The 22600-nt window shown below is 61.0% G+C and carries 25 protein-coding genes; 14 read left to right on the forward strand and 11 right to left on the reverse strand.

What is annotated here, in order from left to right; genetic code table 11:
• Window positions 1–165: 165 nt before the first annotated feature.
• On the reverse strand, window positions 166–1245 hold the full coding sequence (locus tag HMPREF3104_RS00820) for a mannose-1-phosphate guanylyltransferase (protein ID WP_052205240.1): 1080 nt from the start codon (window positions 1243–1245) through the stop codon (window positions 166–168).
• The gene (locus HMPREF3104_RS00825; RefSeq protein ID WP_246816278.1) at window positions 1238–2164 is read right to left on the reverse strand and encodes a glycosyltransferase family 2 protein; all 927 of its coding nucleotides are present in this window, start codon (window positions 2162–2164) and stop codon (window positions 1238–1240) included. The genes HMPREF3104_RS00820 and HMPREF3104_RS00825 overlap by 8 nt, the downstream gene beginning before the upstream one ends.
• 211 nt (window positions 2165–2375) lie before the next feature.
• Between HMPREF3104_RS00825 and HMPREF3104_RS00830 the strand changes: the two genes are divergently transcribed.
• The 6 genes from HMPREF3104_RS00830 (at window position 2376) to HMPREF3104_RS00855 (ending at window position 9144) form a co-directional block, all read left to right on the forward strand.
• A complete protein-coding gene (locus HMPREF3104_RS00830) occupies window positions 2376–3944 on the forward strand; it encodes an LCP family protein (protein ID WP_070493459.1) in 1569 nt (522 codons plus the stop codon).
• 19 nt (window positions 3945–3963) lie between these two features.
• Window positions 3964–4623: a TIGR03089 family protein gene (locus HMPREF3104_RS00835; protein WP_070493305.1), complete on the forward strand. Its 660-nt coding sequence runs from the start codon at window positions 3964–3966 to the stop codon at window positions 4621–4623.
• Window positions 4624–4728: 105 nt separating this feature from the next.
• On the forward strand, window positions 4729–6018 hold the full coding sequence (locus HMPREF3104_RS00840) for an ABC transporter substrate-binding protein (protein ID WP_070493307.1): 1290 nt from the start codon (window positions 4729–4731) through the stop codon (window positions 6016–6018).
• A 126-nt stretch (window positions 6019–6144) separates the two neighbouring features.
• A complete protein-coding gene (locus HMPREF3104_RS00845; protein WP_083278830.1) occupies window positions 6145–7179 on the forward strand; it encodes a carbohydrate ABC transporter permease in 1035 nt (344 codons plus the stop codon).
• Entirely contained in the window at window positions 7176–7997 is an 822-nt protein-coding gene (locus HMPREF3104_RS00850) for a carbohydrate ABC transporter permease (protein ID WP_052205243.1), read from the forward strand. Before HMPREF3104_RS00845 ends, HMPREF3104_RS00850 begins: the two co-directional genes overlap by 4 nt.
• Before the next feature lie 358 nt (window positions 7998–8355).
• Entirely contained in the window at window positions 8356–9144 is a 789-nt protein-coding gene (locus tag HMPREF3104_RS00855) for an acetoin reductase (protein WP_052206435.1), read from the forward strand.
• Between the two features lie 17 nt (window positions 9145–9161).
• Here HMPREF3104_RS00855 and HMPREF3104_RS00860 read toward each other — a convergent pair whose 3' ends face one another.
• From HMPREF3104_RS00860 to HMPREF3104_RS00870, 3 genes are read right to left on the reverse strand one after another with little or no spacing between them, the layout of a single operon-like run.
• Window positions 9162–9653: a YdcF family protein gene (locus tag HMPREF3104_RS00860; protein ID WP_070493310.1), complete on the reverse strand. Its 492-nt coding sequence runs from the start codon at window positions 9651–9653 to the stop codon at window positions 9162–9164.
• Window positions 9646–10146 carry a 5-(carboxyamino)imidazole ribonucleotide mutase gene (gene purE / locus HMPREF3104_RS00865; protein ID WP_052205246.1) on the reverse strand — a complete coding sequence of 167 codons (501 nt, stop codon included), beginning with the start codon at window positions 10144–10146 and terminating at the stop codon, window positions 9646–9648. Before purE ends, HMPREF3104_RS00860 begins: the two co-directional genes overlap by 8 nt.
• A gap of 4 nt (window positions 10147–10150) precedes the next feature.
• A complete protein-coding gene (locus HMPREF3104_RS00870; protein WP_070493312.1) occupies window positions 10151–11368 on the reverse strand; it encodes a 5-(carboxyamino)imidazole ribonucleotide synthase in 1218 nt (405 codons plus the stop codon).
• Between the two features lie 7 nt (window positions 11369–11375).
• Here HMPREF3104_RS00870 and budA point away from each other — a divergent pair, with 7 nt between their 5' ends.
• Window positions 11376–12095, forward strand: coding sequence for an acetolactate decarboxylase (gene budA, locus HMPREF3104_RS00875; RefSeq protein ID WP_101734008.1), 720 nt, complete (start codon window positions 11376–11378; stop codon window positions 12093–12095).
• Window positions 12096–12138: 43 nt separating this feature from the next.
• On the opposite strand, the gene HMPREF3104_RS00880 is transcribed toward budA, so the two are convergent.
• Genes HMPREF3104_RS00880 through HMPREF3104_RS00890 form a run of 3 tightly spaced genes read right to left on the reverse strand, consistent with a single transcriptional unit; the run spans window position 12139 to window position 14700 of the window.
• Entirely contained in the window at window positions 12139–12597 is a 459-nt protein-coding gene (locus tag HMPREF3104_RS00880) for a hypothetical protein (RefSeq protein ID WP_246816281.1), read from the reverse strand.
• 27 nt (window positions 12598–12624) lie between these two features.
• Window positions 12625–13347 (reverse strand): biotin--[acetyl-CoA-carboxylase] ligase, encoded by a 723-nt coding sequence (locus tag HMPREF3104_RS00885; protein ID WP_070493318.1) that lies wholly within the window; start codon window positions 13345–13347, stop codon window positions 12625–12627.
• A gap of 36 nt (window positions 13348–13383) precedes the next feature.
• Entirely contained in the window at window positions 13384–14700 is a 1317-nt protein-coding gene (locus tag HMPREF3104_RS00890) for a hypothetical protein (protein WP_070493321.1), read from the reverse strand.
• Between the two features lie 121 nt (window positions 14701–14821).
• Here HMPREF3104_RS00890 and HMPREF3104_RS00895 point away from each other — a divergent pair, with 121 nt between their 5' ends.
• Genes HMPREF3104_RS00895 through HMPREF3104_RS00910 form a run of 4 tightly spaced genes read left to right on the forward strand, consistent with a single transcriptional unit; the run spans window position 14822 to window position 17491 of the window.
• Complete coding sequence (locus HMPREF3104_RS00895) at window positions 14822–15235, forward strand: DoxX family protein (RefSeq protein ID WP_052206438.1); 414 nt, start codon at window positions 14822–14824, stop codon at window positions 15233–15235.
• A 33-nt stretch (window positions 15236–15268) separates the two neighbouring features.
• On the forward strand, window positions 15269–16690 hold the full coding sequence (locus HMPREF3104_RS00900; protein WP_070493324.1) for an acyl-CoA carboxylase subunit beta: 1422 nt from the start codon (window positions 15269–15271) through the stop codon (window positions 16688–16690).
• Between the two features lie 12 nt (window positions 16691–16702).
• Entirely contained in the window at window positions 16703–16897 is a 195-nt protein-coding gene (locus HMPREF3104_RS00905) for an acyl-CoA carboxylase subunit epsilon (protein ID WP_052205252.1), read from the forward strand.
• Window positions 16898–17491, forward strand: a complete 594-nt coding sequence (locus tag HMPREF3104_RS00910; RefSeq protein ID WP_070493327.1) for a Maf family protein — start codon at window positions 16898–16900, stop codon at window positions 17489–17491.
• Window positions 17492–17503: 12 nt separating this feature from the next.
• Here HMPREF3104_RS00910 and HMPREF3104_RS00915 read toward each other — a convergent pair whose 3' ends face one another.
• Both HMPREF3104_RS00915 and HMPREF3104_RS00920 read right to left on the reverse strand, forming a co-directional pair.
• The gene (locus tag HMPREF3104_RS00915) at window positions 17504–18028 is read right to left on the reverse strand and encodes a hypothetical protein (RefSeq protein ID WP_070493329.1); all 525 of its coding nucleotides are present in this window, start codon (window positions 18026–18028) and stop codon (window positions 17504–17506) included.
• Window positions 18029–18199: 171 nt separating this feature from the next.
• Window positions 18200–19078, reverse strand: coding sequence for a DUF4282 domain-containing protein (locus HMPREF3104_RS00920; RefSeq protein ID WP_070493333.1), 879 nt, complete (start codon window positions 19076–19078; stop codon window positions 18200–18202).
• Between the two features lie 86 nt (window positions 19079–19164).
• Between HMPREF3104_RS00920 and HMPREF3104_RS00925 the strand changes: the two genes are divergently transcribed.
• Both HMPREF3104_RS00925 and HMPREF3104_RS00930 read left to right on the forward strand, forming a co-directional pair.
• A complete protein-coding gene (locus tag HMPREF3104_RS00925; RefSeq protein WP_070493336.1) occupies window positions 19165–19575 on the forward strand; it encodes a DUF3151 domain-containing protein in 411 nt (136 codons plus the stop codon).
• A 2-nt stretch (window positions 19576–19577) separates the two neighbouring features.
• The gene (locus tag HMPREF3104_RS00930; RefSeq protein ID WP_070493339.1) at window positions 19578–20291 is read left to right on the forward strand and encodes a hypothetical protein; all 714 of its coding nucleotides are present in this window, start codon (window positions 19578–19580) and stop codon (window positions 20289–20291) included.
• A 92-nt stretch (window positions 20292–20383) separates the two neighbouring features.
• Here the strand turns inward: HMPREF3104_RS00930 and HMPREF3104_RS00935 are convergent, their stop codons facing one another.
• The gene (locus tag HMPREF3104_RS00935; protein WP_052205258.1) at window positions 20384–21445 is read right to left on the reverse strand and encodes a Cj0069 family protein; all 1062 of its coding nucleotides are present in this window, start codon (window positions 21443–21445) and stop codon (window positions 20384–20386) included.
• A 260-nt stretch (window positions 21446–21705) separates the two neighbouring features.
• On the opposite strand from HMPREF3104_RS00935, the gene HMPREF3104_RS00940 reads away from it, so the two are divergent.
• Complete coding sequence (locus HMPREF3104_RS00940) at window positions 21706–22554, forward strand: sulfurtransferase (RefSeq protein WP_070493342.1); 849 nt, start codon at window positions 21706–21708, stop codon at window positions 22552–22554.
• Window positions 22555–22600 lie beyond the last annotated feature (46 nt).

Below are 22600 nucleotides of genomic sequence, written 5' to 3' on the forward strand. Positions count from 1 at the left end.
CGCAGATTTCACCAGATTCCGAGGGTTTCTAAGGGTTCACCCAGTCAACCAGTCACACCAGTCACACCAGTTACATACGTTCAGAGACGGGGGTAATGTCAGGGGGTACTACATGTAGTAGGTGGGGCCCGTTTCTATAACAAGCTGGCCGATCCGGCGTGTCGCTTACGCATCTGGAGAAAAACGCACTCCCGAGTCCGGAATCTCCACACCCGGCCAGACACGCATGCCGCCTTTGAGCTCACAACGTGCGCCGATGCGGGCGCCTTCGCCGACCACGCAGCCGTCGATACGCGTATTTGCCCCAATGGTCGCACCGGAGGCAATGATGGAGTCCTGCACGGTGGCGCCGGGTTCGATGGTGACGCCGTCGAAGATCACGCAGCCGTCGATACGCGAACCAGCCCCAATGACCGAACCGCGACCAACCGCAGAACCACCGACCAGAATGACCCCTCCTGCAACACCCGCCGACGGGTCCACCAGCGCTTCCCCCGTGCGGCCTTCCAGAAGCGGCGACGGCGCAATGCCACGCACCAAATCCGACGAACCCTGCACAAAATCGCTCGGTCGACCCATATCGCGCCAATACGAAGAATCCACATGCCCCAACACATTGGCACCGGCCGAGAGCAGATTCGGGAACACCTCACGCTCCACGCTGACCACACGACCAGCCGGGATCTGCTCAATCACCTCGCGCTTAAACACGTAACACCCAGCGTTGATCTGATCAGTCGGCGGGTCTTCCGTCTTCTCCAAAAAGGCAAGAACACGGCCGTGCTCATCCGTTGGCACAGAACCAAACGCGCGAGGATCCGGCACGCGAACCAGATGCAACGTCACATCCGCATTGCCCTTTTCATGCGTGCGCAGGATCGCCCCCAGATCCGCACCAGAGAGCACATCACCGTTAAACACCATCACCGTGTCAGAACGCAGCTTCGGCAACACATTGCGAATCGCCCCGCCGGTACCCAGCGCCTCTTCTTCAACCACGTACTCAATTTCCAAACCGAAATCTGAGCCGTCCCCGAAGTACTGCTCAAACACCTCAGCGCGATACGAGGTGCCCAACACCACATGCCGCATACCTGCGGCAGCAATGCGCGCCAGCAAATGCTGCAGGAACGGATAACCTGCAGTCTGCAGCATCGGCTTCGGCGTGGACACCGTCAGCGGCCGCAGCCGTGTCCCCTGCCCACCGACCAAGATGACGGCATCTGCATCAACTGCACTACGCATTGCGACTTCCTCCCAAACGTTTCACAGCTCCACGCGCCTTCAACCCTGCCCACAGCAGGCCACGCAGCGGCGCCTGCCACCACTTTGCGTGACGATCACGCTGGAACCTGTAGGCCGACTCATGGTGCGCCGGCACCGTGACACGGTTGTACTTGCCCGCCACATGCCCCTGGTCATGGAAGATGACCGAGGACGGGCAGTACAGGTTGTCCCACCCGGCGCGGCTGAGCCGATCACCAAAGTCAATGTCTTCGAAATACATGAAGTAGCGCTCATCAAAACCGCCGATGGCGTCAAACGCCTCCCACCGCACAAGCAGGCATGCGCCGGAAAGCCAGCCGGCGGTACGCCGCGTGTCCATATCCGCACCTTTTTTATAGGAGGCGGTGAAAGGGTTGTTCGGCCAAACGTCTCCAAGCAACGCATGCCCCATGCCATTGATCAGCCCCGGCACCTGACGCGCAGACGGGTACGCGGACCCATCTGCCTCCTCAATGCGCGGCCCCACCGCACCGGCCCGCGGGGCGGACTGTGCACACTGCATGAGCTTGTCCACGCTGCCCGGGGCAAACTGCACGTCTGGGTTCACCACCAGGAAGTACTCCTGATTGATCTCGCCTTTATTTTTGCGCGGCCGCAGGTGTTCTACCGCTGCGTTGATTGCCGCGCCGTAGCCGATGTTGCCGCCCGTTGGGAAAAACTCCACGTTGTCATGCTCCCGCGCAGCCTGTTCGGGTGCGCCGTCACGTGAGCCGTTATCTGCGCACACCAGCCAGGTGGGCAGGTCCGTGGACTGCGGCAGCGAGGCAAGTAGCTCCTGCAGGTGTCGTCCTGGCGAATAGGTCACCGCGATGACAGCCAGGGGGCGCGCGCCGGCGTCAGCGGATGCGCCGTTTGCCGTTTTCTTCTCAATGCTCACAATGGCAGCCAGCTTACCCAGCGCTTCGTGCCCGATTGGGCAGGCGCGCGCACTATACTTGCCCGCTGTGACAGACAACCCCGATGCACCACAGGGCTCGCCACAGGACTCAACTCAGGGTCCACGCCGGCGGCCAAGCCAGTGGCCGACTGAAAGGTCGAGCCAAAGGCCAGCTGAGAGGTCAGCCGAGAGGTCAAGGCGTGCGCGCAACATCGCGCCAGCGCCATCCCGCGCGCGGGATGTGCGCCAGTCCGGCCACCCTGTGCTGAAGGGGTTTTGGGCCCTACTGTCTGCGGGCACCATCTTGGTCTCCGGCGTTGGCTACGCCACCGTCGGCCGTCTAGACAGTCAGCTCAGCGCCTCCGATCTGGACATTCCTACGCAACAAGGTGGGGACGGGAAGTCGTCGAAGAAAAAGAAGGGGCTGCAGGACGGCGCGCTGGATATTTTGCTTGTGGGCTCTGACTCACGCACGGACGCGCAGGGCAATCCCTTGAGCGAAGCCGAGCTCGCGCGTTTGCACGCCGGTATTTCAGACGGCGAGATTAATACGGACACCATCATGGTGCTGCGCATCCCGGCGGATGGTTCCCGCGCCACCGCAATATCTATTCCGCGCGATACCTATGTACATACGGATGACTACGGCAACCTGAAAATCAACGGCGTTTATGCCGCTCACGCGCAGCAGCGCCGCGCGGAGCTTACGGAGGCCGGCTACTCCCCCGGCCCGCAGTTGGAGCAGCGCGTTGCCCAAGCGGGACAGGTGGGTCTCATCCAGGCGGTGGCGGACTTAACCGGCGTGGAGGTGGACCACTACGCGCAGGTGGGCCTGCTGGGCTTTGCTTTGATGACGGATGCGGTTGGCGGCGTTGAGGTCTGCCTGAACCAGGCGGTCAATGAGCCGCTGTCTGGTGCGAATTTCCCGGCGGGCCGCCAGACGCTCAACGGTGCTGAGGCTTTGTCGTTTGTGCGCCAGCGCCACGACCTGCCCCGCGGAGACTTGGACCGTATTGTGCGCCAGCAGGCCTACATGGCGTCCCTGGTGCAAAAGACCCTCTCTGCGGGCACGCTGACCAACCCGGCGCGTTTGCGTGATCTGGCTACGGCCGCGGAACGTTCCGTGACGTTGGACCAGGGTTGGGACGTGATGGCGTTTGCGCAGCAGATGTCTGGTCTGGCTGGTGGTGACGTCAGCTTCACCACCATCCCGGTGACCTCTGTCAACGGTGTTGGTGATTACGGCGAGTCCATTGTCACCGTGGACGTTGGTCAGGTCCGCCGGTTCATGGAAGAAGTTATTGCACCTCCGGCGGAAGAGACTGAGGCTTCATCAACGTCTGAGGCTCCGGCGGCGCCTGCTGAGCAGTTCGCGCAGTACGAGGCGTATGTGCTCAACGCCGGGTCCCGTCCGGGCCAGGCGGCTGCGATGGGTGATCACTTGCGTAAGCAGGGCATCACGGTTGCCAACGTGTCCAACGCTATGGACGGGGTCTACTCCTCCTCCCAGATCGTGGCTGCAGACCCTCAAGATCCTGCTGCTGTGGAGCTTGCCAACATGCTTGGCGGCCTGCCGGTGACGGCTAATGCGGGCCTTGAGCCGGGCAGCCTGATCGTGGTGGTGGCTGAGGATTACACGGGCCCTGCCATGGTGGAGCCCGGCGAGGTGGATGAGACGGAGTATTACGCGCCCGTGGGTACTCCGGGTGAGGATTTCGGAGCCGCGGAGGTTGGTCCTGAGATCAACGCTGGCGGAACCGGCCCGCGTTGTGTGAATTAATTGTCTACTGTGGGCGGGCATGAGCATGCTCAGCCCGTTGATGCAAGATCCCGCCTCGCCCCGCCTGACGGTATATGACGAGGCTCTGGGCACCCGCATGGAATTTTCCGGCCAGACCTTGGAAAACTGGGCGAACAAGGTGGCCAACATGTTGATTGAAGAGTTTGATGTGGAGCCCGGCTCCCAGGTGCACATCGATCTTCCCGCCAGCTGGCAGTCTGCAGCCATTGCGCTTGGTACCTATAACGCGCAGAGCTTCCCGCTTTTCGACGCTCCGTTGTCTCCCCCAACCGTCACCTTCACCACTACCGAGCGAGCCTCCTTATGGACGGAGGTGCCCGACGTTGTAGTTGTCTCCAACGATCCTTTTGGCCGCGGCGTTGTGGAATCCGGCGGTGAGTTGCCGTTTGGCACCGTGGATTTTGGCCCGACGGTGCGTTTTTACGGCGACCAGTACTACGGCGAAAGCGCCGACCTGTCTGATTTCGCCCGAGCAGAGTTCGGCCCGCACCGCTATTTGGCTAACCCGTGGACTACGCGTGAGGAGTTTGACTACAACGTGCTCGCACCGCTTGCCGCGGGCGGCTCGGTGGTGGTGGCGACGGGCCTGATCCCGGCGGAGCGCTTGGAGCACATCACGCAGGTGGAGAAAGTAACGCACTTCTTAACAGCAGATTAACTTTTCTTCACTACCCCCGTTTTTGGGGGAATGCGAAAAAACAGCGACTTTTTCGCCTTGGAGTTATTTACATTGTTTACACCTCCAAGATGAAAGGGTCCTTGCATGAAGCTCTCCGCTACCCGCAAGTCGGGCGCAGCAATCTGCGCTCTCGCACTGTCCACCACCGCTCTGGTTGCTTGCTCCAGCGATGAGGCGGCAACCACGGACACCACCGATACCGCTACGGCAACTGACGCTGCAGCGACCACCGACTCCGCTGCTTCTGCAGAGGACCGTGGCCCGATCACTTTTGCCATGGGCAAGAACGACACTGACAAGATCATCCCGATCATTGAGAAGTGGAACGCCGAGCACCCGGATGAGCAGGTCACCCTGTCTGAGCTCGCTGGTGAGGCTGACGCTCAGCGCGAGACCCTCGTGCAGTCCCTGCAGGCTGGCAACGCTGATTATGACGTGATGGCACTTGACGTTGTCTGGACCGCAGACTTCGCCGCTAACCAGTGGCTGGAGCCGCTGGAGGGTGACTACGCGGTTGACACCTCCAAGCTGCTGCAGCCGACGGTGGATTCCGCAACCTACAACGGCAAGCTCTACGCCCTGCCGCAGAACACCAACGGCCAGCTGCTCTTCCGCAACGTTGACCTGATTGAGTCCAAGCCGGACACCTTTGCAGACATCAAGTCTGCTTGTGAGGCTGTGGAGGGCGACTGCCTGACCACGCAGCTGAAGCAGTACGAGGGCCTGACGGTGAACACCCTGGGCTTCATCAACGGCTGGGGCGGCGCTGTGATCGATGACAGCGGCGAGCCGACCGTTGAGTCCGCTGAGGCAAAGGCAGGCCTGCAGGCACTGGTTGACGCTTACGCTGATGGCACCATTGCCAAGTCCTCCACCGCTGCAACCGAGGAGGAGACCAACCTGGCCTTCACCGAGGGCAAGACGGCGTTTGCTATCAACTGGCCGTACATGTACACCAACGCAGAGGAGAAGGGCCTGAACTTTGAGGTCCAGCCGCTGGTTGGTGAGAACGGTGTTGGCGTGTCCACCCTGGGTGGCTACAACAACGGCATCAACGTCAACTCCAAGTACAAGGCCACGGCTCGTGACTTCATTGAGTTCGTGATCAACGAGGAGAACCAGCTGTCCTTCGCTGAGGCTTCCTTCCCGCCGGTTCTGGCATCCATCTACGACGATGCTGACCTGATTGAGAAGTACCCGTACCTGCCGGCTCTGAAGGAGTCCCTGGAGAACGCTCAGCCGCGTCCGGTTTCCCCGTTCTACCCGGCTATCTCCAAGGCGATCCAGGACAACGCTTACGCTGCCCTGACCGCTGGCAAGAGCGTGGATGACGCAACTGCTGACATGGCTGCAGCTATCAAGCAGGCACAGTAAGTTCATACTTGCGCCTTGCGGCAAATTAACGCCCGTAACCGTTTACACTGCGGTTCGGGCGTTGCCCGTTTTTAGACCCCAAAATCACACAAATTCTTCAGCACATTTTTTTGATCTGAGGCGTCCATGAGCACTTCTCTTAGGCCCGATTCCCCGGCAACGGGCAAGCGCGCCGATGCGCCCGCCGCGAAGAAGCCCAGTGACACCGGCAAGGCGTTCGGTCTTGTCACTCCGGCGCTTTGCGTGTTGGCCGTAGTTATCGGTTACCCCATCGTCCGTGCGATCTGGCTGTCGTTCCAGTCCAATCGCCGCCTGGACCCAGCAACGGGTGTGTTTGTTGACGGCGGCTTTGCCGGCCTAGACAACTACCTGTACTGGATCACCAACCGCTGCATGAGCCCCTCCGGCGTGGTCGGTGCGTGCCCTCCGGGCGTGTTGGCAACGGACTTCTGGCCGGCTGTAAAAATCACGCTGTTTTTCACCGTGGTCACCGTGGCCCTTGAGGCTATCCTGGGCATGGGCATGGCGATGATCATGAACCGCCCGTCCAAGATGCGCGGCCTGATCCGTGCGGCGGTACTTGTCCCGTGGGCGATCCCCACCGCCGTGACCGCCAAGCTGTGGCAGTTCATGTTCGCCCCCAACGGCATTGTGAACTCCCTGCTGGGCAAAGACATCGCCTGGACTACTGACCCGTGGGCGGCGCGCTTTGCCGTGATTATCGCGGACGTGTGGAAAACCACGCCGTTTATGGCGCTGCTCATCCTCGCTGGCTTGCAGATGATTGACCGGGATCTTTACGAGGCAGCGCGCGTGGACGGCGCGAACGCCTGGCAGTCTTTCACCCGCATCACGCTGCCGCTGGTGCGCCCAGCACTGATGGTGGCGATTCTCTTCCGCACCCTCGACGCGCTTCGTATGTATGACCTGCCGGTGATCATGATTTCGGCGTCCTCCAACTCGCCCACAGCCACGATCTCCCAGCTGGTGGTGGAGGACATGCGCCAGGGCAACTTCAACTCAGCCTCCGCGCTGTCCACGTTGATCTTCTTGCTCATCTTCGCGGTGGCATTCATCATGATCCGCTTCTTGGGGGCGGATGTTGGGGGTGCGGCGAAGCGTCGTGAAGCAAGGAAGGCTCAAAGGAAGGCAAAGCAATGAAGCGAATCGGGCACTACCTCGGCGTCATCTTCATCATGTTCTGGGGGCTCGCGCCGTTTTACTGGATGCTGATCACGGCCCTGCGCCACAAGAGCCACACCTTTGACACCACCCCGTGGCCCACGCACGTCACGCTGGACAACTTCCGCGACGCAATGTCTACCTCCAAAGGCAACGACTTCCTCGGCGCCATTGGAAACTCCCTGATCATCTCCCTGGCCACCACTTCCCTGGCCGTGATCGTAGGTGTGTTTACCGCATACGCGCTGGCACGCATGCAGTTTCCCGGCAAAGGCATAATCACCGGCATCATCTTGGCAGCTTCCATGTTCCCGGGCATTGCCCTGGTGACCCCGCTGTTCCAGCTCTTCGGCGACCTGAACTGGATTGGCACCTACCGCGCGATGATCATCCCGAACATCTCGTTTGCCCTGCCGCTGACGGTGTACACCTTGGTGTCGTTCTTCCAGCAGCTTCCCTGGGAGCTTGAGGAGGCCGCGCGTGTCGACGGCGCGACCAGAGGCCAAGCGTTCCGCCTCATCCTTTTGCCACTGGCAGCGCCGGCGATTTTCACCACCGCGATCATTGCGTTCATCACCACGTGGAACGAGTTCATGCTGGCACGCCAGCTTTCCAACACGTCCACCGAGCCGGTGACCGTAGCCATCGCCCGCTTCTCCGGGCCGAGCGCCTTCGAGTACCCTTACGCAGCGATTATGGCGGCCGGCTCCCTTGTCACCATCCCGCTGATCATCATGGTGCTGCTCTTCCAGCGCCGCATTGTCTCCGGCCTGACCGCAGGCGGTGTGAAGGGCTAGCTGGGTTGGGGCTCGTTCCGGGCGCTCTGCTGTTGAGATCCTGACAAATCGTGCAGCGGGCCCTTAGTTATCTGACCGCGACCTGGGCAAACGTAAACCGCCTCGTCACATTTGTCAGGTTCCACGGTTTCCCTCTGACAAATCGTGCGGCGGGCCCTATAAGTCAGGCTGCGACCTGGGCAAACGTAAACCGCCTCGTCACATTTGTCAGGGGATCGATCAGGCGGGAGCCAGGCGGTTCCCCAACGCCCCGACCCCCGCACTAATCGCCCCAAGCGAAAAGTCTGATCTTTCCGTACCGTGGGTTGTGCCGGATGTTTCGGCGCAGAACTTGAAACGCTACGAGAAGGAGAACTACATGCCAACGAAGTCCATTGACGGCAAGGTCGCCCTTGTTACCGGCGCAGCACGAGGCATCGGCCAGGCAATCGCACTGCGACTTGCGCAGGACGGCGCGGACATCGCGGTGCTTGATCTGAAGGAAGAAAACTGCGCGGACACCGTTTCCCAGATTGAGAAGCTGGGCCGCAAGGCCATCGCCATCGGCGCCGACGTGTCCAAGCGTGATGAGGTCTTTGCCGCTATCGACCGCACTGAGAAGGAGCTCGGCAGCTTCGACATCATCGTGAACAACGCCGGTATTGCACAGGTGCAGCCGATCGACGCTATTACGGACGATGAGCTGGACGCCATGTTCAACGTCAACATCAAGAGCGTGGTCTGGGGCATCCAGGCTGCCGCTGCCAAGTTCAAGGAGCGCGGAGGCGGCGGCAAGATTATCAACGCTTCCTCCATCGCAGGCCACGACGGTTTCCCGATCCTGGGTGCTTACTCCGCCTCCAAGTTCGCGGTGCGCGCGCTGACCCAGGTTGCTGCACGCGAGTACGCAAGCGACGGCATCACGGTCAACGCGTACTGCCCGGGCATCGTTGGCACCGACATGTGGGTGGATATTGACCGCCGCTTCCACGAGCTGACCGGCGCAGAGCTGGGCGCTACCTACGAGAAGAACGTTGAAAGCATCGCCCTGGGTCGCGCACAGACCCCGGAGGATGTGGCCAACTTGGTGTCCTTCCTCGCTTCCGAGGATTCGGATTACATCACCGGCCAGTCCATTCTTACCGACGGCGGCATGGTCTACCGCTAAAGCTGGTTAACGCTTGATCAGCGCCCGCCTTGTGCCTTGTGCATGAGGCGGCGCCACACTACTCGCGCAAGTGAATGCGGCACAGCAATCACTTCACGCGAGTAGTTTTTTGCTTTCCGCTTCGGCGAACCCGCAGGCATGGGCGCACCGATGACCTCAACGGGGATTGCCAGGTGCCACGCCCACACGCGGGTGCGCGCCACGTGGAATTCAGAGGTCACCACGGTAAGCAGCGTGGCGTCGGGAAAGAGCGCCCACGAGTGTTCCAGGTTCTCGTTTGTTGAGGTCGCATCCGGCTCGATCACGATGTGTTCGTGTGCAACGCCGTGGTGGGCAAGCCAGCCTGCCATCACCTCTGCCTCGCCGTGGCCGGTCACCACCACGGGACGCGGGTTGGCGTGGTAAATCTCTAACGCGCGTGCCAGGCGGGACTCCAACATGGGCGAAGGGCGCCCGTCAGCAACACGAGCGCCCAACACCACAATCGGGTTTGTAGAACCGTTACTCACCCAGCAAACGCTTCCGCAGCGCTTCGTCCTTGCGCTCTACTTCCTGGGCCATGTTCTCCTGGTACTGCGCCATCTTCTCCGTCAGCGCCGGATCGCCCGCACCCAGAATGCGCACAGCCAACAGGCCAGCATTCTTCGCGCCGCCGATGGATACGGTTGCTACTGGTACGCCACCCGGCATCTGCACGATGGACAGCAGGGAATCCAGCCCGTCCAGATCTGCCAGCGCACGCGGTACGCCGATGACCGGCAGCGGCGTTGCGGCGGCCACCATGCCCGGCAGGTGGGCTGCGCCACCCGCGCACGCGATGATGGCCTTCAGCCCACGCGAATGTGCGGACTTGGCATACGCCAGCATCTTCTCCGGCGTGCGGTGGGCAGAAACCACTCCCACCTCAAACGGCACGCCGAACTCCGCCAGCACCTCAGCGGCGGGTGAAACGGTGTCCCAGTCAGAGTCGGACCCCATGATGATTCCTACGAGCGGTTGCATTGTGTTACTCCTCATCCAGCCATGTCGCGTTGATGATGTAATTCGCGGCGTCTTCCGCCACCGCGCGTGCGACCTCCACCGTATCGGCAACAACGTTGACGTGGCCCATCTTGCGGCCCGGGCGCCACTGCTTGCCGTAGAGGTGGATCTTGGCCTGCGGGTACTTCTCCATCACGGCGGCCACGCGCTGGCCCATGGGCATCTCCGGATCCACATCCCCACCAAGGGTGTTCACCATGACCGTTACCGGCGCGGTGGGTGTCGTGCTGCCCAGCGGCCAATCCAGCACGGCGCGCAGGTGCTGCTCAAACTGGGAGGTCACGCACCCGTTCTGGGTCCAGTGGCCGGTGTTGTGCGGGCGCATAGCAAGCTCGTTGACCAAGATCTCGCCGCCGGCCTCAAACAGCTCCACGGCCAGTACGCCGGTCACGTCAAGCTCGGTTGCAATGCGGCACGCCAGGTCCTCTGCGCGCTTGGCCAGCTCCGGGGAAATGCCCGGCGCGGGTGCGATGGTCACGCGGCACACGCCGCCGTCCTGAATGGACTCCGCAACCTGCCAGGCCGCCACCTCGCCAGAGCGGCGGCGCGCCACCATGGCGGAAAGCTCACGCTCAAAGGGCACTTTGCGCTCCCCCATCAGCGGAACGCCGCGGCCTAGCAGCTCCTCGACCAGTTCCAGGCACTCGTCTAGAGTCTCCGGGAACCACACGCCCTTGCCGTCGTAACCCCCGCGGGTGGCCTTGAGGCACACCGCGCCATCAACGAAATCCCAGAACGCCTTGGCGTCATCCGCCGAGGCGATGCCTGCGAACTCCGGCACCGGCGCACCCAAATCACGCAGGCGGGTACGTTGCTCTAGCTTGTCCTGGGCGTAGATCAGTGCGGCGGGGCGTGGTTCGGGGTTCACGTCAGCGTCGATAAGCACCTGCAAATGCTCATTCGGCACATGCTCATGGTCAAAAGTCACCGCATCTGTGCCTGCGGTGGCCTCCTGCAGGTCATTCAGCGAGGTGTAATCACCCAGGCGAGCATCAGCGATCACCTGCGCCGCCGAGGCTTCGTTACTGCCCGCCAGCAGGCGGGTTCCAATACCTAGCTCAATTGCTTCCGTTTGCATCATGCGGGCCAGCTGCCCGTCGCCCACAATGGCCACTACCGGCATCCCGTACGTGTTAGTCACCCCAACCACTGTAGTCCCCCCGCAACGTACGATCGAACCCATGGCTGAGATGATCCAACGGCACACAATTTTCCAGAACTCGCTGATGACTGCCCTGCTAGACGGTATCTATGACGGCGAGCTGACCATCGGCGACATCTTGAGCAAAGGCAACTTCGGCCTTGGCACCTTCGACGCGCTCGATGGGGAGATGCTGATTTTAGACGGTGTGTGTCACCAGCTGACCTCCGACGGCAAGGCGCGCATTGCGGATTTGGATCAGCGCACGCCGTTTACCGTGGTCACCAACTTCGTGCCGCGCATTCGTGTCGACGCCCCACGTGGCATGCGTCGCGCTGAACTTTCGGAGTTTGTTGATTCGCTAGAGCCCAGCCGCAACTACTTCTACGCCGTGCGGATTACTGGTCGGTTTGCTGAGGTGGTTACGCGTACCGTCGCAAAGCAGGAAAAGCCCTATCGCCCCATGTCGGAGGCGGTTGGAGACGACACGGAGCACCACTTCACCAACATCAGCGGCACCATCGGTGGTTTCCGTACCCCAAGCTATGCAAAAGGCATCGGCATTCCGGGGTGCCATGTGCATTTTCTTGATAGCGCCCACGAGAAAGGTGGCCACGTCCTCGACTACACCATCGACGAGGCCATTATTGAACTGTGCCCTGGCACCGACATGGAGCTCCACCTGCCCGTGACTGCAGCGTTCCAGGGCGGCAACCTGTCACCGGAAGATCTGGATGAGCAGCTACACACCACAGAAATCAAGGACTAGTGCCTTTAGGTTTTAGGTGCCTTTAGGTGCCTTTATCTGCTGGCTACAGCGAGTTGATCAGCTTCTCCACCTGGCGGGCTTTGCCAACCTGATCAAAACGGATCGGGCGTGGAAACCCGTACACCGCCAGGTTCAAGCCTCCGTCTGCCCGGCGCGCCGAGTGGATTTGGGAGTGCGGGATGGAATCGACCTTGCCGGTACGCCCGCGGGCGAGCACCCTGCGGTCGGTGACCACGAAGCGGCGACGGCGCCCCCGAATCACCGGCAGGCCGAAGCGCCAACAGCCTAAGACCAACCACAGGATGACCATGGCGTTGCGCGCCACTAAGGGGACTGTGGCGGTGACATCCATCCAGCCGATGGCGATCCAGCAGATACCCGTAATCAGGATCAGCTCAAGGAGCGGGAAGATAAGGTCGCTGACGGGCGCAGTGACGTCGGCAAGGACCACCTCGTCCTCGCCTACCTTGAACTGCACCTGTTTGTGCGCCTGTCGTGCCACGCGGGTAGATGTTACTAGCTGGCTGCGTTAACTGGTTGGCCGCAGGTGGTGCACGTCTCCAACGGCGTACGCGGTGCCGTCAATGATCACTTCGCCTTCATCATTCACACCGTCGACGGTGCCAACCACTTCACCGTTGTGAAGCTCGATGCGCACTGGCTGGCCGATGGTGGAGCACACCTTACGGTAATCCTCCAATAGCTGCGGGTCGCGCTGCGTCCACTGCTGGAAGCGACGCCCCATGGCGTTCAGTACTGCAATGGTGAAGTCATCAAAATCAACGTCGATGCCCTCAAGGTTCAGTGCGGTTGCCATGTCTGTGGGCAGCTCGTCTTCCTTCATGTTCAGGTTGATGCCAATGCCCACAACAACCTTTGGAAAGTCCAGGCCCGACAAAATACCTGCGATTTTCTTGCCTTTAATCTGCACGTCATTCGGCCACTTCAGCTGTGCCTGCGGCAGCACGTCTGTCACTGCCACGCCCGGCGCAATGGACAGCAACCCGAACGCCGGTGCCGGCTCCGGGACCTCAAGCACCATGCTCATAGCTAGCTGGGCGCCCTTGGGGGACACCCAGTGGCGGCCAAGCCGGCCCTTGCCGTCCGTCTGCTCGTTTGCAATCAGCACACTGCCGGGTGTGCCGCGATCCAGCATGTCCGCGTTGGTGGAGCCGGTGGTTTCAACCCACTGCACATCAGACCAATACTGTGCGACCGCTTCCTGGATTCGCTGGAGGTTTTTCACGCTCATGGCCTCCAAGCCTACGACGCGCAGGCGTCTTGATGCCTATACCCAGGTGCGGAACACCGAGATGTTCGGGATGGACAGCACCTCAAGTGCGTCTTCGCCCAGCTCGGGACCCAAATCGATGGGGCTGAACTTGTCCACGTCGGGCAGCCCGGTTTCCTCGAAATCCGCCTGCGTCTGCTCATCCAAAACGGCCACGAAGCGCGCCCCAGGCAGAACGTTCAAGCCGGCTACCAGCGGCTCCTGCAGTTGTGCGTCAAGCTCTTCGTTCCACACGCGCGGCATCAGCTCACGGATGTCACGCGGCAACCAAGCTTCAATGGCGTGGACGGTGTAAATCACATCATCACTGCCAAGGTCTTCATTCAGCGTTGCGGCGAGCTTGGCCAGGTACTTCGGCATCACCCACTCGTCGCTGAACAACGACACGGTAATCAGGCTGCTGTAGAGCGCATCAATCGCAGTGCGGCGATATACCCCGTCTGCCAAGAAGCGGTCCTGGCGTGCCAGTCGGCAAAGCTGCTTGGCGTGCGCCAGATGGGAGTAGAACTCCACAGGCGTGCTGCCACGACGCTCTACAAGCTGCATCTGGGCGGCACTGGTCAGCGTACGCAGGAGGTGGAAGGCAGGACGGTCAGTGTGAAACTTGCAGGTGACAAACTGGTCATCCATGATGCGTCGCACCATGGCGCGTGTATCAAGCGTGCCGTCTGGGAACATCGGCACAGGCAGCACGGTGCGCCCGGTGAGCTGGTATTCATCAGCTGGCAAGTCCTCATCATCCACCATGAGCACGCTGACTGCCTCATGGTCAGGCGTTAAGGTGCGCTGGAAATCCTCCGCACTTTGACGGTCATCCACCACTACGCGGCGCTGCGTAAAACCAGGGCCCGCGTAGCGCTGCGGCATCCAGGACTCGATTTGCTCACACAGCTCCTCAAGAGGCTCAAGCACGAAGTTGCCCGCCAACTCCTCGCCATAGCGCGCCACTAGGTATGCCTGGGTAAAACGTGGGTCCCACGCCTGCAGCACCTCAAGGTTGGATGCTGCGTGCCAGAAGTAACGCATCGCCTCCTTCGGACGTGAATCCACCGCCGCACGTGCCAGGTCCAGTACCTGGAACGTGTCTGCCAGCACCACGTAGGCATCCAGCGATTCATCGCGCGTGTCTTCCTCAGGCTGGTACTCAGCCGCAACGTTTGCCAGGTGCGTGAGCAAGGCACGGGTGGCATCCATCTGTGCTTCCGTCAGGTACTGGGTGCCGCGCGGGCTGATTTCAACTTCTGCGTGCAGCTTCGTGCCGTGGATGGTGGTGTCGAAGGAAAGTACTTCGCTCTGTCGCTCTGCTTGGTTCATAAGGACCTCCTTTGTCCAAAATGTTGTTCCCCGGTGTTGGGATTTCAGTGTAAAAGGCGTACCCCACACGCCCTCTCAAATTCCAGAACACTTGTTCCCAAAACCGGGTACGATCATGCCTATGCAGATCCCTTCCAACACCCTCATTCCGCTGTTCGTCAGCTCCGGTGTGCTCCATTTCCTCAAGCCCGAGCCCTTCGACAGCATTGTCCCGCCGCAGCTTCCAGGACCCGCACGCAACTACACATACGCCTCCGGAGCCGCCGAATTGCTTGCCGCGGTGCTGCTCGCCTCCCCAGCACTTGGCCCGCGCAGCAACCCGGATCACGTACGCAGGTCAGCGGCAATGCGTCGCGCCGGCGGATACATGTCCGCCGCGCTGCTGACGGCGGTGTGGCCTGCAAATTTCTACATGAGCTGGAAGTGGCGCAAGAAGCCCTGGTACCAGCAAGCGGCCGGTATTGCTCGCCTTCCGCTGCAGATCCCGCTCATCCAAGCTGCGTGTCGTGTGACACGGCCATCTCGCCCTGATTAGGCACAGGCAGTTGTGGCACTAAACTAGGTCCCCATGACTTCCAAACCCGATTTGACCACCACCGCCGGTCGCATCCAGGATTTGCGCGATCGCCTCGCCGAGGCGCAGGTCCCTGCCGGTCAGGAGGCGATCGATGCCGTGCGCGAAAACGGCAGTGCCACCGCCCGCGAGCGCGTTGAGTTGCTGCTGGATAGCGGCACGTTTGTGGAGACTGACGCGCTGGCCCGCCACCGGATCGAGGCCTACAAGATGTACCGCACCAAGCCCGCCACCGACGGCGTGGTCACTGGTTACGGTCTTGTGCACGGCCGCCGCGTGTTCGTGTTTTCCCAGGACAGTTCGCTTTTCGACGGTGCGATGGGCGAAGTCTACGCCGAAAAAATCCTGAAACTCTACGAGTTGGCAACGAAGACCGGCGTGCCGGTTATTGGCATCTATGACTCGGTTGGCCCGCGTTTCCAGGAGGGCATTGTTACTGCCCACATGCAGGCGAAGATTTTGCGTGCAGCCGCCCAGGCGTCGGGTCTGGTGCCGCAGATCGCCGTGGTAGCAGGTGATACAGCATCCCTTCCGGCAACCACGGTGCCGCTGGCAGATTTCGTGGTCCAGGTGGCTGGCGCTTCCTTCGATGGCGGCGAGGCACATCTGACTGTGGACACGGACGGTGCGGCAATTGCCCAGGTGCGCGACCTGCTGGCTTTCCTGCCACTGAACAACGTTGCCGCTTCCCCGCTGGGCACGGAAGCGGAGAAGACTTCCGAGCTGGACCTGGACACGTTCATGCCAGACGATGACTCCCAGGACTATGACGTCCGTGAGATCATCAACGCAGTCACGGACGGTGATTTCTTCGAGCTCGGCGCGCAGACGGCTGGCAGCGTGCTCACTGGCTTGGCGCACATCGGTGGCCGTGCCGTTGGCGTTGTGGCCACCCAGCCGCAGGTTAATGGTGGCGCGCTCACGGGTTCCGCGGCACGCAAGGCTGCGCGTTTCATCCGCACCTGCGACGGCTTCAACCTGCCGCTGGTGCAGTTCGTGGACTGTGCGGATGCCGTTATCCCCGCTGGCGAGGATGCCCCTCTCAGCGGCGCGGCAGCGCTGGCCTACGCGTTCGCTGAGGCCCAGGTGGGCACGGTGACTGTGATTACCCGCAAGGCGCTGGGCACAGCGTATGCGCTGCTTGGTTCGAAGGGCTTGGGCGCTGATTTGGTGTTTGCGTGGCCGACTGCGCAGATCGCGCTGGCGGATGCCGCGACAGCTGCCGAGGCTATTGGTACCGACGTCGCCGAGTACGAGGCCGAAAACCTCAACCCCTACGTTGCTACCGAGCGTGGTCTTGTAGATGCGGTGATTGAGCCCTCCCAGACCCGCACCCAAGTGCTTGAGGGCCTGCGCCTGTTGGAGCGCAAGGTTGTCTACCCGCCGGTGAAGAAGCACGGCAACATGCCGCTGTAGGAGGGTTTTGCAATGGATATTGAGGTTCTAAAGGGCAATCCCACTGAAGACGAGCTGGCTGCCTTGGTGCAGGTGCTGCAGGAGCTGAAGGCGAAGAACTCAGCTGCCGCTCCTGCGGACGCGAACGGTTGGGGCGCTCCTGCCCCGCGCAATTACCGCGGCCCGCTGTTTAACCCGCACGCGTTTCATAGCGCGGTGTATTTCTAGATGCGGTTGGTGCTGGCGTCGCAGTCACCGTCGCGACGCATGCTGCTCGAGCAAGGTGGGGTCCGCCCCGTTCTTCGCCCGGCCAACATTGATGAGGACGCGCTGATCGCTCAGCTTGCAGACGCTGAACCGCACCACATCGTCAGCGCCCTCGCCCGCGCAAAGGCGGAGACGGTTGCACCGGAGTTTCCGGAAGATGTGGTCATTGGGTGTGACTCCATGTTGCTTTTAGACGGCACGCTGCTGGGCAAACCGCACACCCCCGAGCGAGCGATTGAGCGTTGGAAAGCGCAGCGCGGAAAGACAGCGCACCTGTTGACGGGCCACGCGGTGTGTTTCCGCGGCGAGTGGGCGGTGGACACGGTCTCCACCGCGATTCGTTTCGGCGAGGTGTCCGACGCCGACATCGCCGCCTACGCCCACTCCGGCCAACCGCTGGGCTGCGCGGGCGCGTTTACCTTGGAGGCGCTCGGCAGCTGGTTCATCGACTCCATCGACGGCGACCCAACCAGCGTCATCGGCCTATCAATGCCGCTGCTGCGCAAGTGTTTGTACCGCTTCGGGCTGGACGCCTCGGATTTCTGGGAGTCCTAGTAGCCGCTTGTCCTAGTAGCCGCTCTCTTTGAGGAACTCGTCCAGGACATCGAGCTTGCCGGGGCGCCCGTCTATGTTCATCCGCAGCCAACCGCCAATCGTGTTGATCGGGTTGCGCTCGCTCGACGGCAGGCTTAAATCCAAATCCTCAGATCCAAAGAGGGCTTCGTAAACTTCACGACGCTCTTCGTCATCATCCGTATCAATTGTGATGGCCAGACGCAGCGGCAGATCACCGCGGGAACGCCGGTTCACATCAGCGCCACTAGCAACCAAGCGCTTCGCCAACGCGCCGTCGCCCTTGCCTAGGCGCTCATTGCCGCCAAGCAGCAGCGCAAGCGTGCTGTTGCCATACTCCACCGACGCGGCGTCTGCTCCCCTGTCCAACATGTCGTTTGCAATCTTGGCGCGGGCTTCGGGGTCGGGGTTAATCAGTCCCTCACGAAGCATCGCAGTCACGTCATCTGTTTCGGGATCAAAAACGTCCATGAACTCTTCATACGTGCCGGTTCGTGCGGTATACATTGCGCTTGCCATCGGGACTCCTTTGCAACAGTTCAGGTTGAAACCGGGCAGGTAGGCCCCACTATAAAGTTGCACACCCCAAAGCACCCTTGCCGTCAGCTGGCAATCTGCCGTCAAAAAGAACCAGCAAAAAGGGCCCGGCCGTGTGGTCGGGCCCATCACGCTTGGGGCGTTAGTGAGCTACTAGGCGTCAGAATCTGCCTTGTCCGCCTTGTCCTGCTCAAACTCAACAAGCTTGGAGGTGTTCTGCGCGGTCTTCACGGTGGCCACGTAGAACTCCAGGCTCAGGCGCGCGCCAACCGTAGCAAACAGCGCCAACGCGGTGCCCACGATCAAGTACACGATCAGGCCCAGGAAGCCTTCGCCAACACCCTCACTGAAGCCGATGAGGGAAGCGATCAGTCCAGCCGCCCAGGCCAGTGCGATGAGACCCAGGAAGATAGCGTAAATAACCTTGGCAAAGTCAATGGTGATGAAGCGGCTGAAAGAGAAGTCGAACAGGGCTTGGAAGAAGCCGTCGCCTGGCTTCTTGCGGCCGTTGTTGCTCGACGGCACACCGTACTGACCCTGCGGACCGTAGCCTTGCGGGTAGCCGCCCTGCGGGTAACCAGCGCCGTACTGCGCCTGCTGGAAATCACCCTGACCGTACTGGCCCTGCTGCTGGTAGCCGTACTGGCCATACTGGCCCTGCGGTTGAGCCTGCGCCTGGTACTGCTGCTGGGAGTAATCGTGCTGCTGGTGCTCACCCTGGCCGTACTGCGCGTCACCGTACTGTGCGTCACCGTACTGGGACTGGCCGTAACCACCCTGACCGTAACCGCCCTGGGAGCCGCCTTGGCCGTACTGGTTTTCGCCGTACGGGGTGTAACCACCCTGGCCATACTGCGGCTGAGAAGGGGTGCCCCACTCAGACGCAGCGGAGTCAGCGCTGCTGGACGTGCTGCCAGAGGTGCTGCCAAACTCAGTCGTCTGCTCGCTGGAGGTCTCCGGAGTCGGCTCAGCGGTGAAATCTGGCTTGTCGTTTTGGTCGTCTGCACCATTCGGGTTGTACGGGTTGGACATGACTCTCCTTAATCGTTAATCGTTGAAAAGTTTTCGATCCCCCACTCTAGACGCCTCTGTCTGCCTTTGCGCGGTAACGTGGGGCCATGGAATTCAACGATATGCTTGCTCCCCCGCCAGTACACCTGCCTGAAGACCCAGCCCACGGTAAAGATTTGCTGGATGACGCAACGGCAATCGCACACCCTGACTCCCCTGCTTTGTGGGCGGCTCGCGCCGAGCGCGAACTGGCCCAGGGAAACCAGATTGTTGCCTACGCCTACGCACGGACCGGCTACCACCGCTCCCTTGACCGTCTGCGTGCCAACGGTTGGAAGGGCTGGGGGCCGGTCCCGGCATCGCACGAGGCAAACCAGCCGGTATTAAAGGCGATTGCGATGTTGGCGTTGGCGTCCAAGGTTATTGGCGATGACGCTGAGTACGACCGCTGCCGCCAGATGCTTTCGGACGCTGACCCGGCAAGCGTAGCGGCGCTTCTGGACAGCCAGGAGGCGTAAAAATGACAGCCAGCACCCGCGCGGGGATCGCCGGCGCCGCACTACTCCTGCCGTTGGCACTCGCCGCGTGCGGCGCTGGCGGCGCTGAACAGCCCAGGCAGCACAGCGCCACGGAGGCGATTTTCACCTCGGTGGACGCAGCACCGGAAGCGGCACCCGAAACACCCACGGTTACAGAGGTCATCACCACAACCTCAACACAGGCTCCGCCGGAAACCACCTCGCAGCCGGACGACACTTGCGCGAACCTGCCGAAGGACCCACGCAAGCAGTATGAGACCGGCACTGCACCGGGCCGGATGCCTGCAGCCGATGGCAGTGATTACAACTTCTGGATCGACAACATTGATAACCACTACGATCCCTGCGCGCCGCTGTCCTGGATCGTCTTCGACGGCCAGCTTGGTGATGTCAACGGGCCTGCCGGTACCGCCGGATCTATTACCGACGGTGTTGCGTTCTACTCCTACGGCAAACCACAAATAGACATGCACATCTTCGGCCGAGTGGACTCCATCCAACTCGTCGAAGACAAGGTGCTGGAATTTACCTGGAGCGAACGTACTCGCTCCACTGCCGAAGGGTTCACCGCCCAATACACCGTGCGTATTCAAACCCAAAGCGGCGGCATCGCCGCCACCGAAGGCGACGTGGCCGAGTTCTACCAACGGTGGAGCGACCAAAGCGGGTTCTACATGCTCGGCACCTACGACTAGCACCGACTAGCGCCAAAGAAAACCACCCCGGCCACCGTGCTTGGTGGCGGGGGTGGTGGGGGACGCATTAGACGTCGGCAAGCAGAAAGCCCTTAGGCGTGCTTTGCCTCCACGCGGCCGATTGCCTCTTCTGCAACCATCTCCTGGATGCCCATGTCCAGCTCAGAGGTGAAGCCGACGCAGGAGCAGTTGATCTCGCCGAGGACGTAGGTGTCCTCGCCGGTCTCGTCATCATCCGCAAGCATGAAGTCCGCGGTCCAGATCAACGGAATGTTGTCGCCACCAAGGTTCTCAGCGATGACCGGGCGGGCGTCGGCGAACATGTCAACCAGCTCCTGCCACTCCTCCGGCTTCTGGTAGGTGTACTTCGCACCAGAGAACAGGGTTGCAGAGAACGCGTCGCCGCCCTCAGCAGGCTTCTTGTGCACAACAAACACCGGGTGCGGGCCAACCAGCAGAATGCGGATCTCACCCTCTACGATGCGCGGCATGAAACGCATGTCAACCAGCATGCCGTTGTCGCCCACGATGTACTGCTCACAGAACTCCATGAACTCGCCCAGCTCGCGCTCCTCGGTGTGGTTGTCCACAGCCTCGGTGCAGCGCAGCTTCGTGTCCAGCGGCAGAGCGGTACCCGGCTCCACGGAAGCGGCAAGCTCCGGATCCGCCAGGCGCACGCGCCAGATGCCGGAACCGGTGGAGCCACGGTTCTGCTTCAGCACACGCTCGCCGTAGGACAGGGAGGTTGGGAAGGTGTTCTTGAACGTCTCCACGTCGTAGTACGCGGCGGTGTCAGACGGGACCAGGTCCGTCTTGTTCAGCTTCACCAGGGCGTCCTTCGCGCCGTAGGAGATCATCTCCTCCGGGGTGGACATGCCAATCAGGCCAGCCTCAGACAGTCGGGTCAGCAGGTCAAAGTAGCCCTTCTCGCCGCCCGGGATGTTGCCCGGGTTCACACGGGAGATGTACGCATCAAAGTTCTCGGAAACGTACTTGAACAGGTCCTCGGACCACTCAGGGCGGAAGAAGACAACCTCAGCGTGCCAGCCCTTGTCCTTGATCGCATTGACAATCGGCATGGTGTCCTTGCGGTGGCCGTCAATGTACTTGTCGGAGCCGCCCTCGACCTCAAAAACTACAATTGCCTTCTTCACTACGTTCCCCTTCGGAGTAGATCAACATGTTTCATGTATGACCTTATTGCGCCCAAGGTGTATTAGCCGACTTAGTACGGCATTTAGTGTTTAACTTCACACCACCCCGCTACCCGCATTAATAAGGGTTAGATCTTACCAATTTTTCCCATCTTGGGCCCGTTGCTTCTTGCACAAAGGTAGGGTTTGGCGTAACAGCATTTTTTCGTTCGCGCGAGCTTCGCCCAAGCCGCTCCAGTTCGCCCGAGGAGGATCCCAACGTGGGAATTGAACTAGACACAAGCCCCCAATTTCAGCAGTTTTCCAACCCCGAGAAGTTTGTTTCACCGGCGTGGCTTTCCGCACGCCTAGGTATGGACGGGTTGAAGGTTGTTGAAAGTGATGCGGACGCATACCTCTACGACATTGGCCATATCCCTGGCGCCATGCGCATTGACTTCACCAGGGATCTGAATGATCCGGTGATTCGTGACATCTTGGATGCTGAGGCGTTTGCCAAGCTCATGGAGCAGCGTGGCATCTCCCGTGATGACACGGTGGTTATCTACGGTGATCGCGCGAACTGGTGGGCGGCATACACGGCTTGGGTGTTTGAGATTTACGGCCACCCAGACGTGCGCTTGCTTGACGGTGGCCGTGACGCCTGGATGGGCGAAGAGCGCGACACGTCGTTCGTGGTGCCGGAATGCACCCCGTCCACCTACCCTGTTCCGCAGCGCAACGATGCGCAAGTTCGCACCTTTGCGGCTGACCTGTTGGGTGGGGTTGAGGGCATCCAGCTTATCGACGCTCGCGTGAAGGAACTCTACGACGGCTCCAACATGACCGAGCGCACCTTCCGCCACGGCCACATCCCGGGTGCCGTGAATGTGCCGTGGGGCCGTTCAGTATTTCCCAACTCACTGTTCCGTGCGCGTAAGGACATCGAGGCGATTTATAAGGACTTCGACCCGAAGAAAAAGACCGTGGTGTACTGCCAAAGCGGTGAGAGTTCTGCGCACACGTGGTTTGTGTTGAAGCACATCCTGGGCTTTGAGGACATCTCGTTGTATGACGGCTCTTGGGTGGAATGGGGCAACATGGTACGCGTGCCCGTGGCCAAGGCGTAGCCTTTGGGCGATATGATTGGTAGTTCTAACCGCTAAGAAATGAAAC

Origin of the sequence: Corynebacterium sp. HMSC30G07, from assembly GCF_001806945.1 — a bacterium.
GTDB lineage: Bacteria > Actinomycetota > Actinomycetes > Mycobacteriales > Mycobacteriaceae > Corynebacterium > Corynebacterium riegelii.

Coding starts and splice junctions, on each gene's coding strand:
- HMPREF3104_RS00820 (WP_052205240.1), bottom strand. CDS start 1,245: ATGCGTAGTGCAGTTGATGCAGATGCCGTCATCTTGGTCGGTGGGCAG.
- HMPREF3104_RS00835 (WP_070493305.1), top strand. CDS start 3,964: ATGAGCATGCTCAGCCCGTTGATGCAAGATCCCGCCTCGCCCCGCCTG.
- HMPREF3104_RS00840 (WP_070493307.1), top strand. CDS start 4,729: ATGAAGCTCTCCGCTACCCGCAAGTCGGGCGCAGCAATCTGCGCTCTC.
- HMPREF3104_RS00845 (WP_083278830.1), top strand. CDS start 6,145: ATGAGCACTTCTCTTAGGCCCGATTCCCCGGCAACGGGCAAGCGCGCC.
- HMPREF3104_RS00850 (WP_052205243.1), top strand. CDS start 7,176: ATGAAGCGAATCGGGCACTACCTCGGCGTCATCTTCATCATGTTCTGG.
- HMPREF3104_RS00855 (WP_052206435.1), top strand. CDS start 8,356: ATGCCAACGAAGTCCATTGACGGCAAGGTCGCCCTTGTTACCGGCGCA.
- purE (WP_052205246.1), bottom strand. CDS start 10,146: ATGCAACCGCTCGTAGGAATCATCATGGGGTCCGACTCTGACTGGGAC.
- HMPREF3104_RS00870 (WP_070493312.1), bottom strand. CDS start 11,368: ATGGGTTCGATCGTACGTTGCGGGGGGACTACAGTGGTTGGGGTGACT.
- budA (WP_101734008.1), top strand. CDS start 11,376: ATGATCCAACGGCACACAATTTTCCAGAACTCGCTGATGACTGCCCTG.
- HMPREF3104_RS00885 (WP_070493318.1), bottom strand. CDS start 13,347: ATGAGCGTGAAAAACCTCCAGCGAATCCAGGAAGCGGTCGCACAGTAT.
- HMPREF3104_RS00890 (WP_070493321.1), bottom strand. CDS start 14,700: ATGAACCAAGCAGAGCGACAGAGCGAAGTACTTTCCTTCGACACCACC.
- HMPREF3104_RS00895 (WP_052206438.1), top strand. CDS start 14,822: ATGCAGATCCCTTCCAACACCCTCATTCCGCTGTTCGTCAGCTCCGGT.
- HMPREF3104_RS00900 (WP_070493324.1), top strand. CDS start 15,269: ATGACTTCCAAACCCGATTTGACCACCACCGCCGGTCGCATCCAGGAT.
- HMPREF3104_RS00905 (WP_052205252.1), top strand. CDS start 16,703: ATGGATATTGAGGTTCTAAAGGGCAATCCCACTGAAGACGAGCTGGCT.
- HMPREF3104_RS00910 (WP_070493327.1), top strand. CDS start 16,898: ATGCGGTTGGTGCTGGCGTCGCAGTCACCGTCGCGACGCATGCTGCTC.
- HMPREF3104_RS00915 (WP_070493329.1), bottom strand. CDS start 18,028: ATGGCAAGCGCAATGTATACCGCACGAACCGGCACGTATGAAGAGTTC.
- HMPREF3104_RS00920 (WP_070493333.1), bottom strand. CDS start 19,078: ATGTCCAACCCGTACAACCCGAATGGTGCAGACGACCAAAACGACAAG.
- HMPREF3104_RS00925 (WP_070493336.1), top strand. CDS start 19,165: ATGGAATTCAACGATATGCTTGCTCCCCCGCCAGTACACCTGCCTGAA.
- HMPREF3104_RS00930 (WP_070493339.1), top strand. CDS start 19,578: ATGACAGCCAGCACCCGCGCGGGGATCGCCGGCGCCGCACTACTCCTG.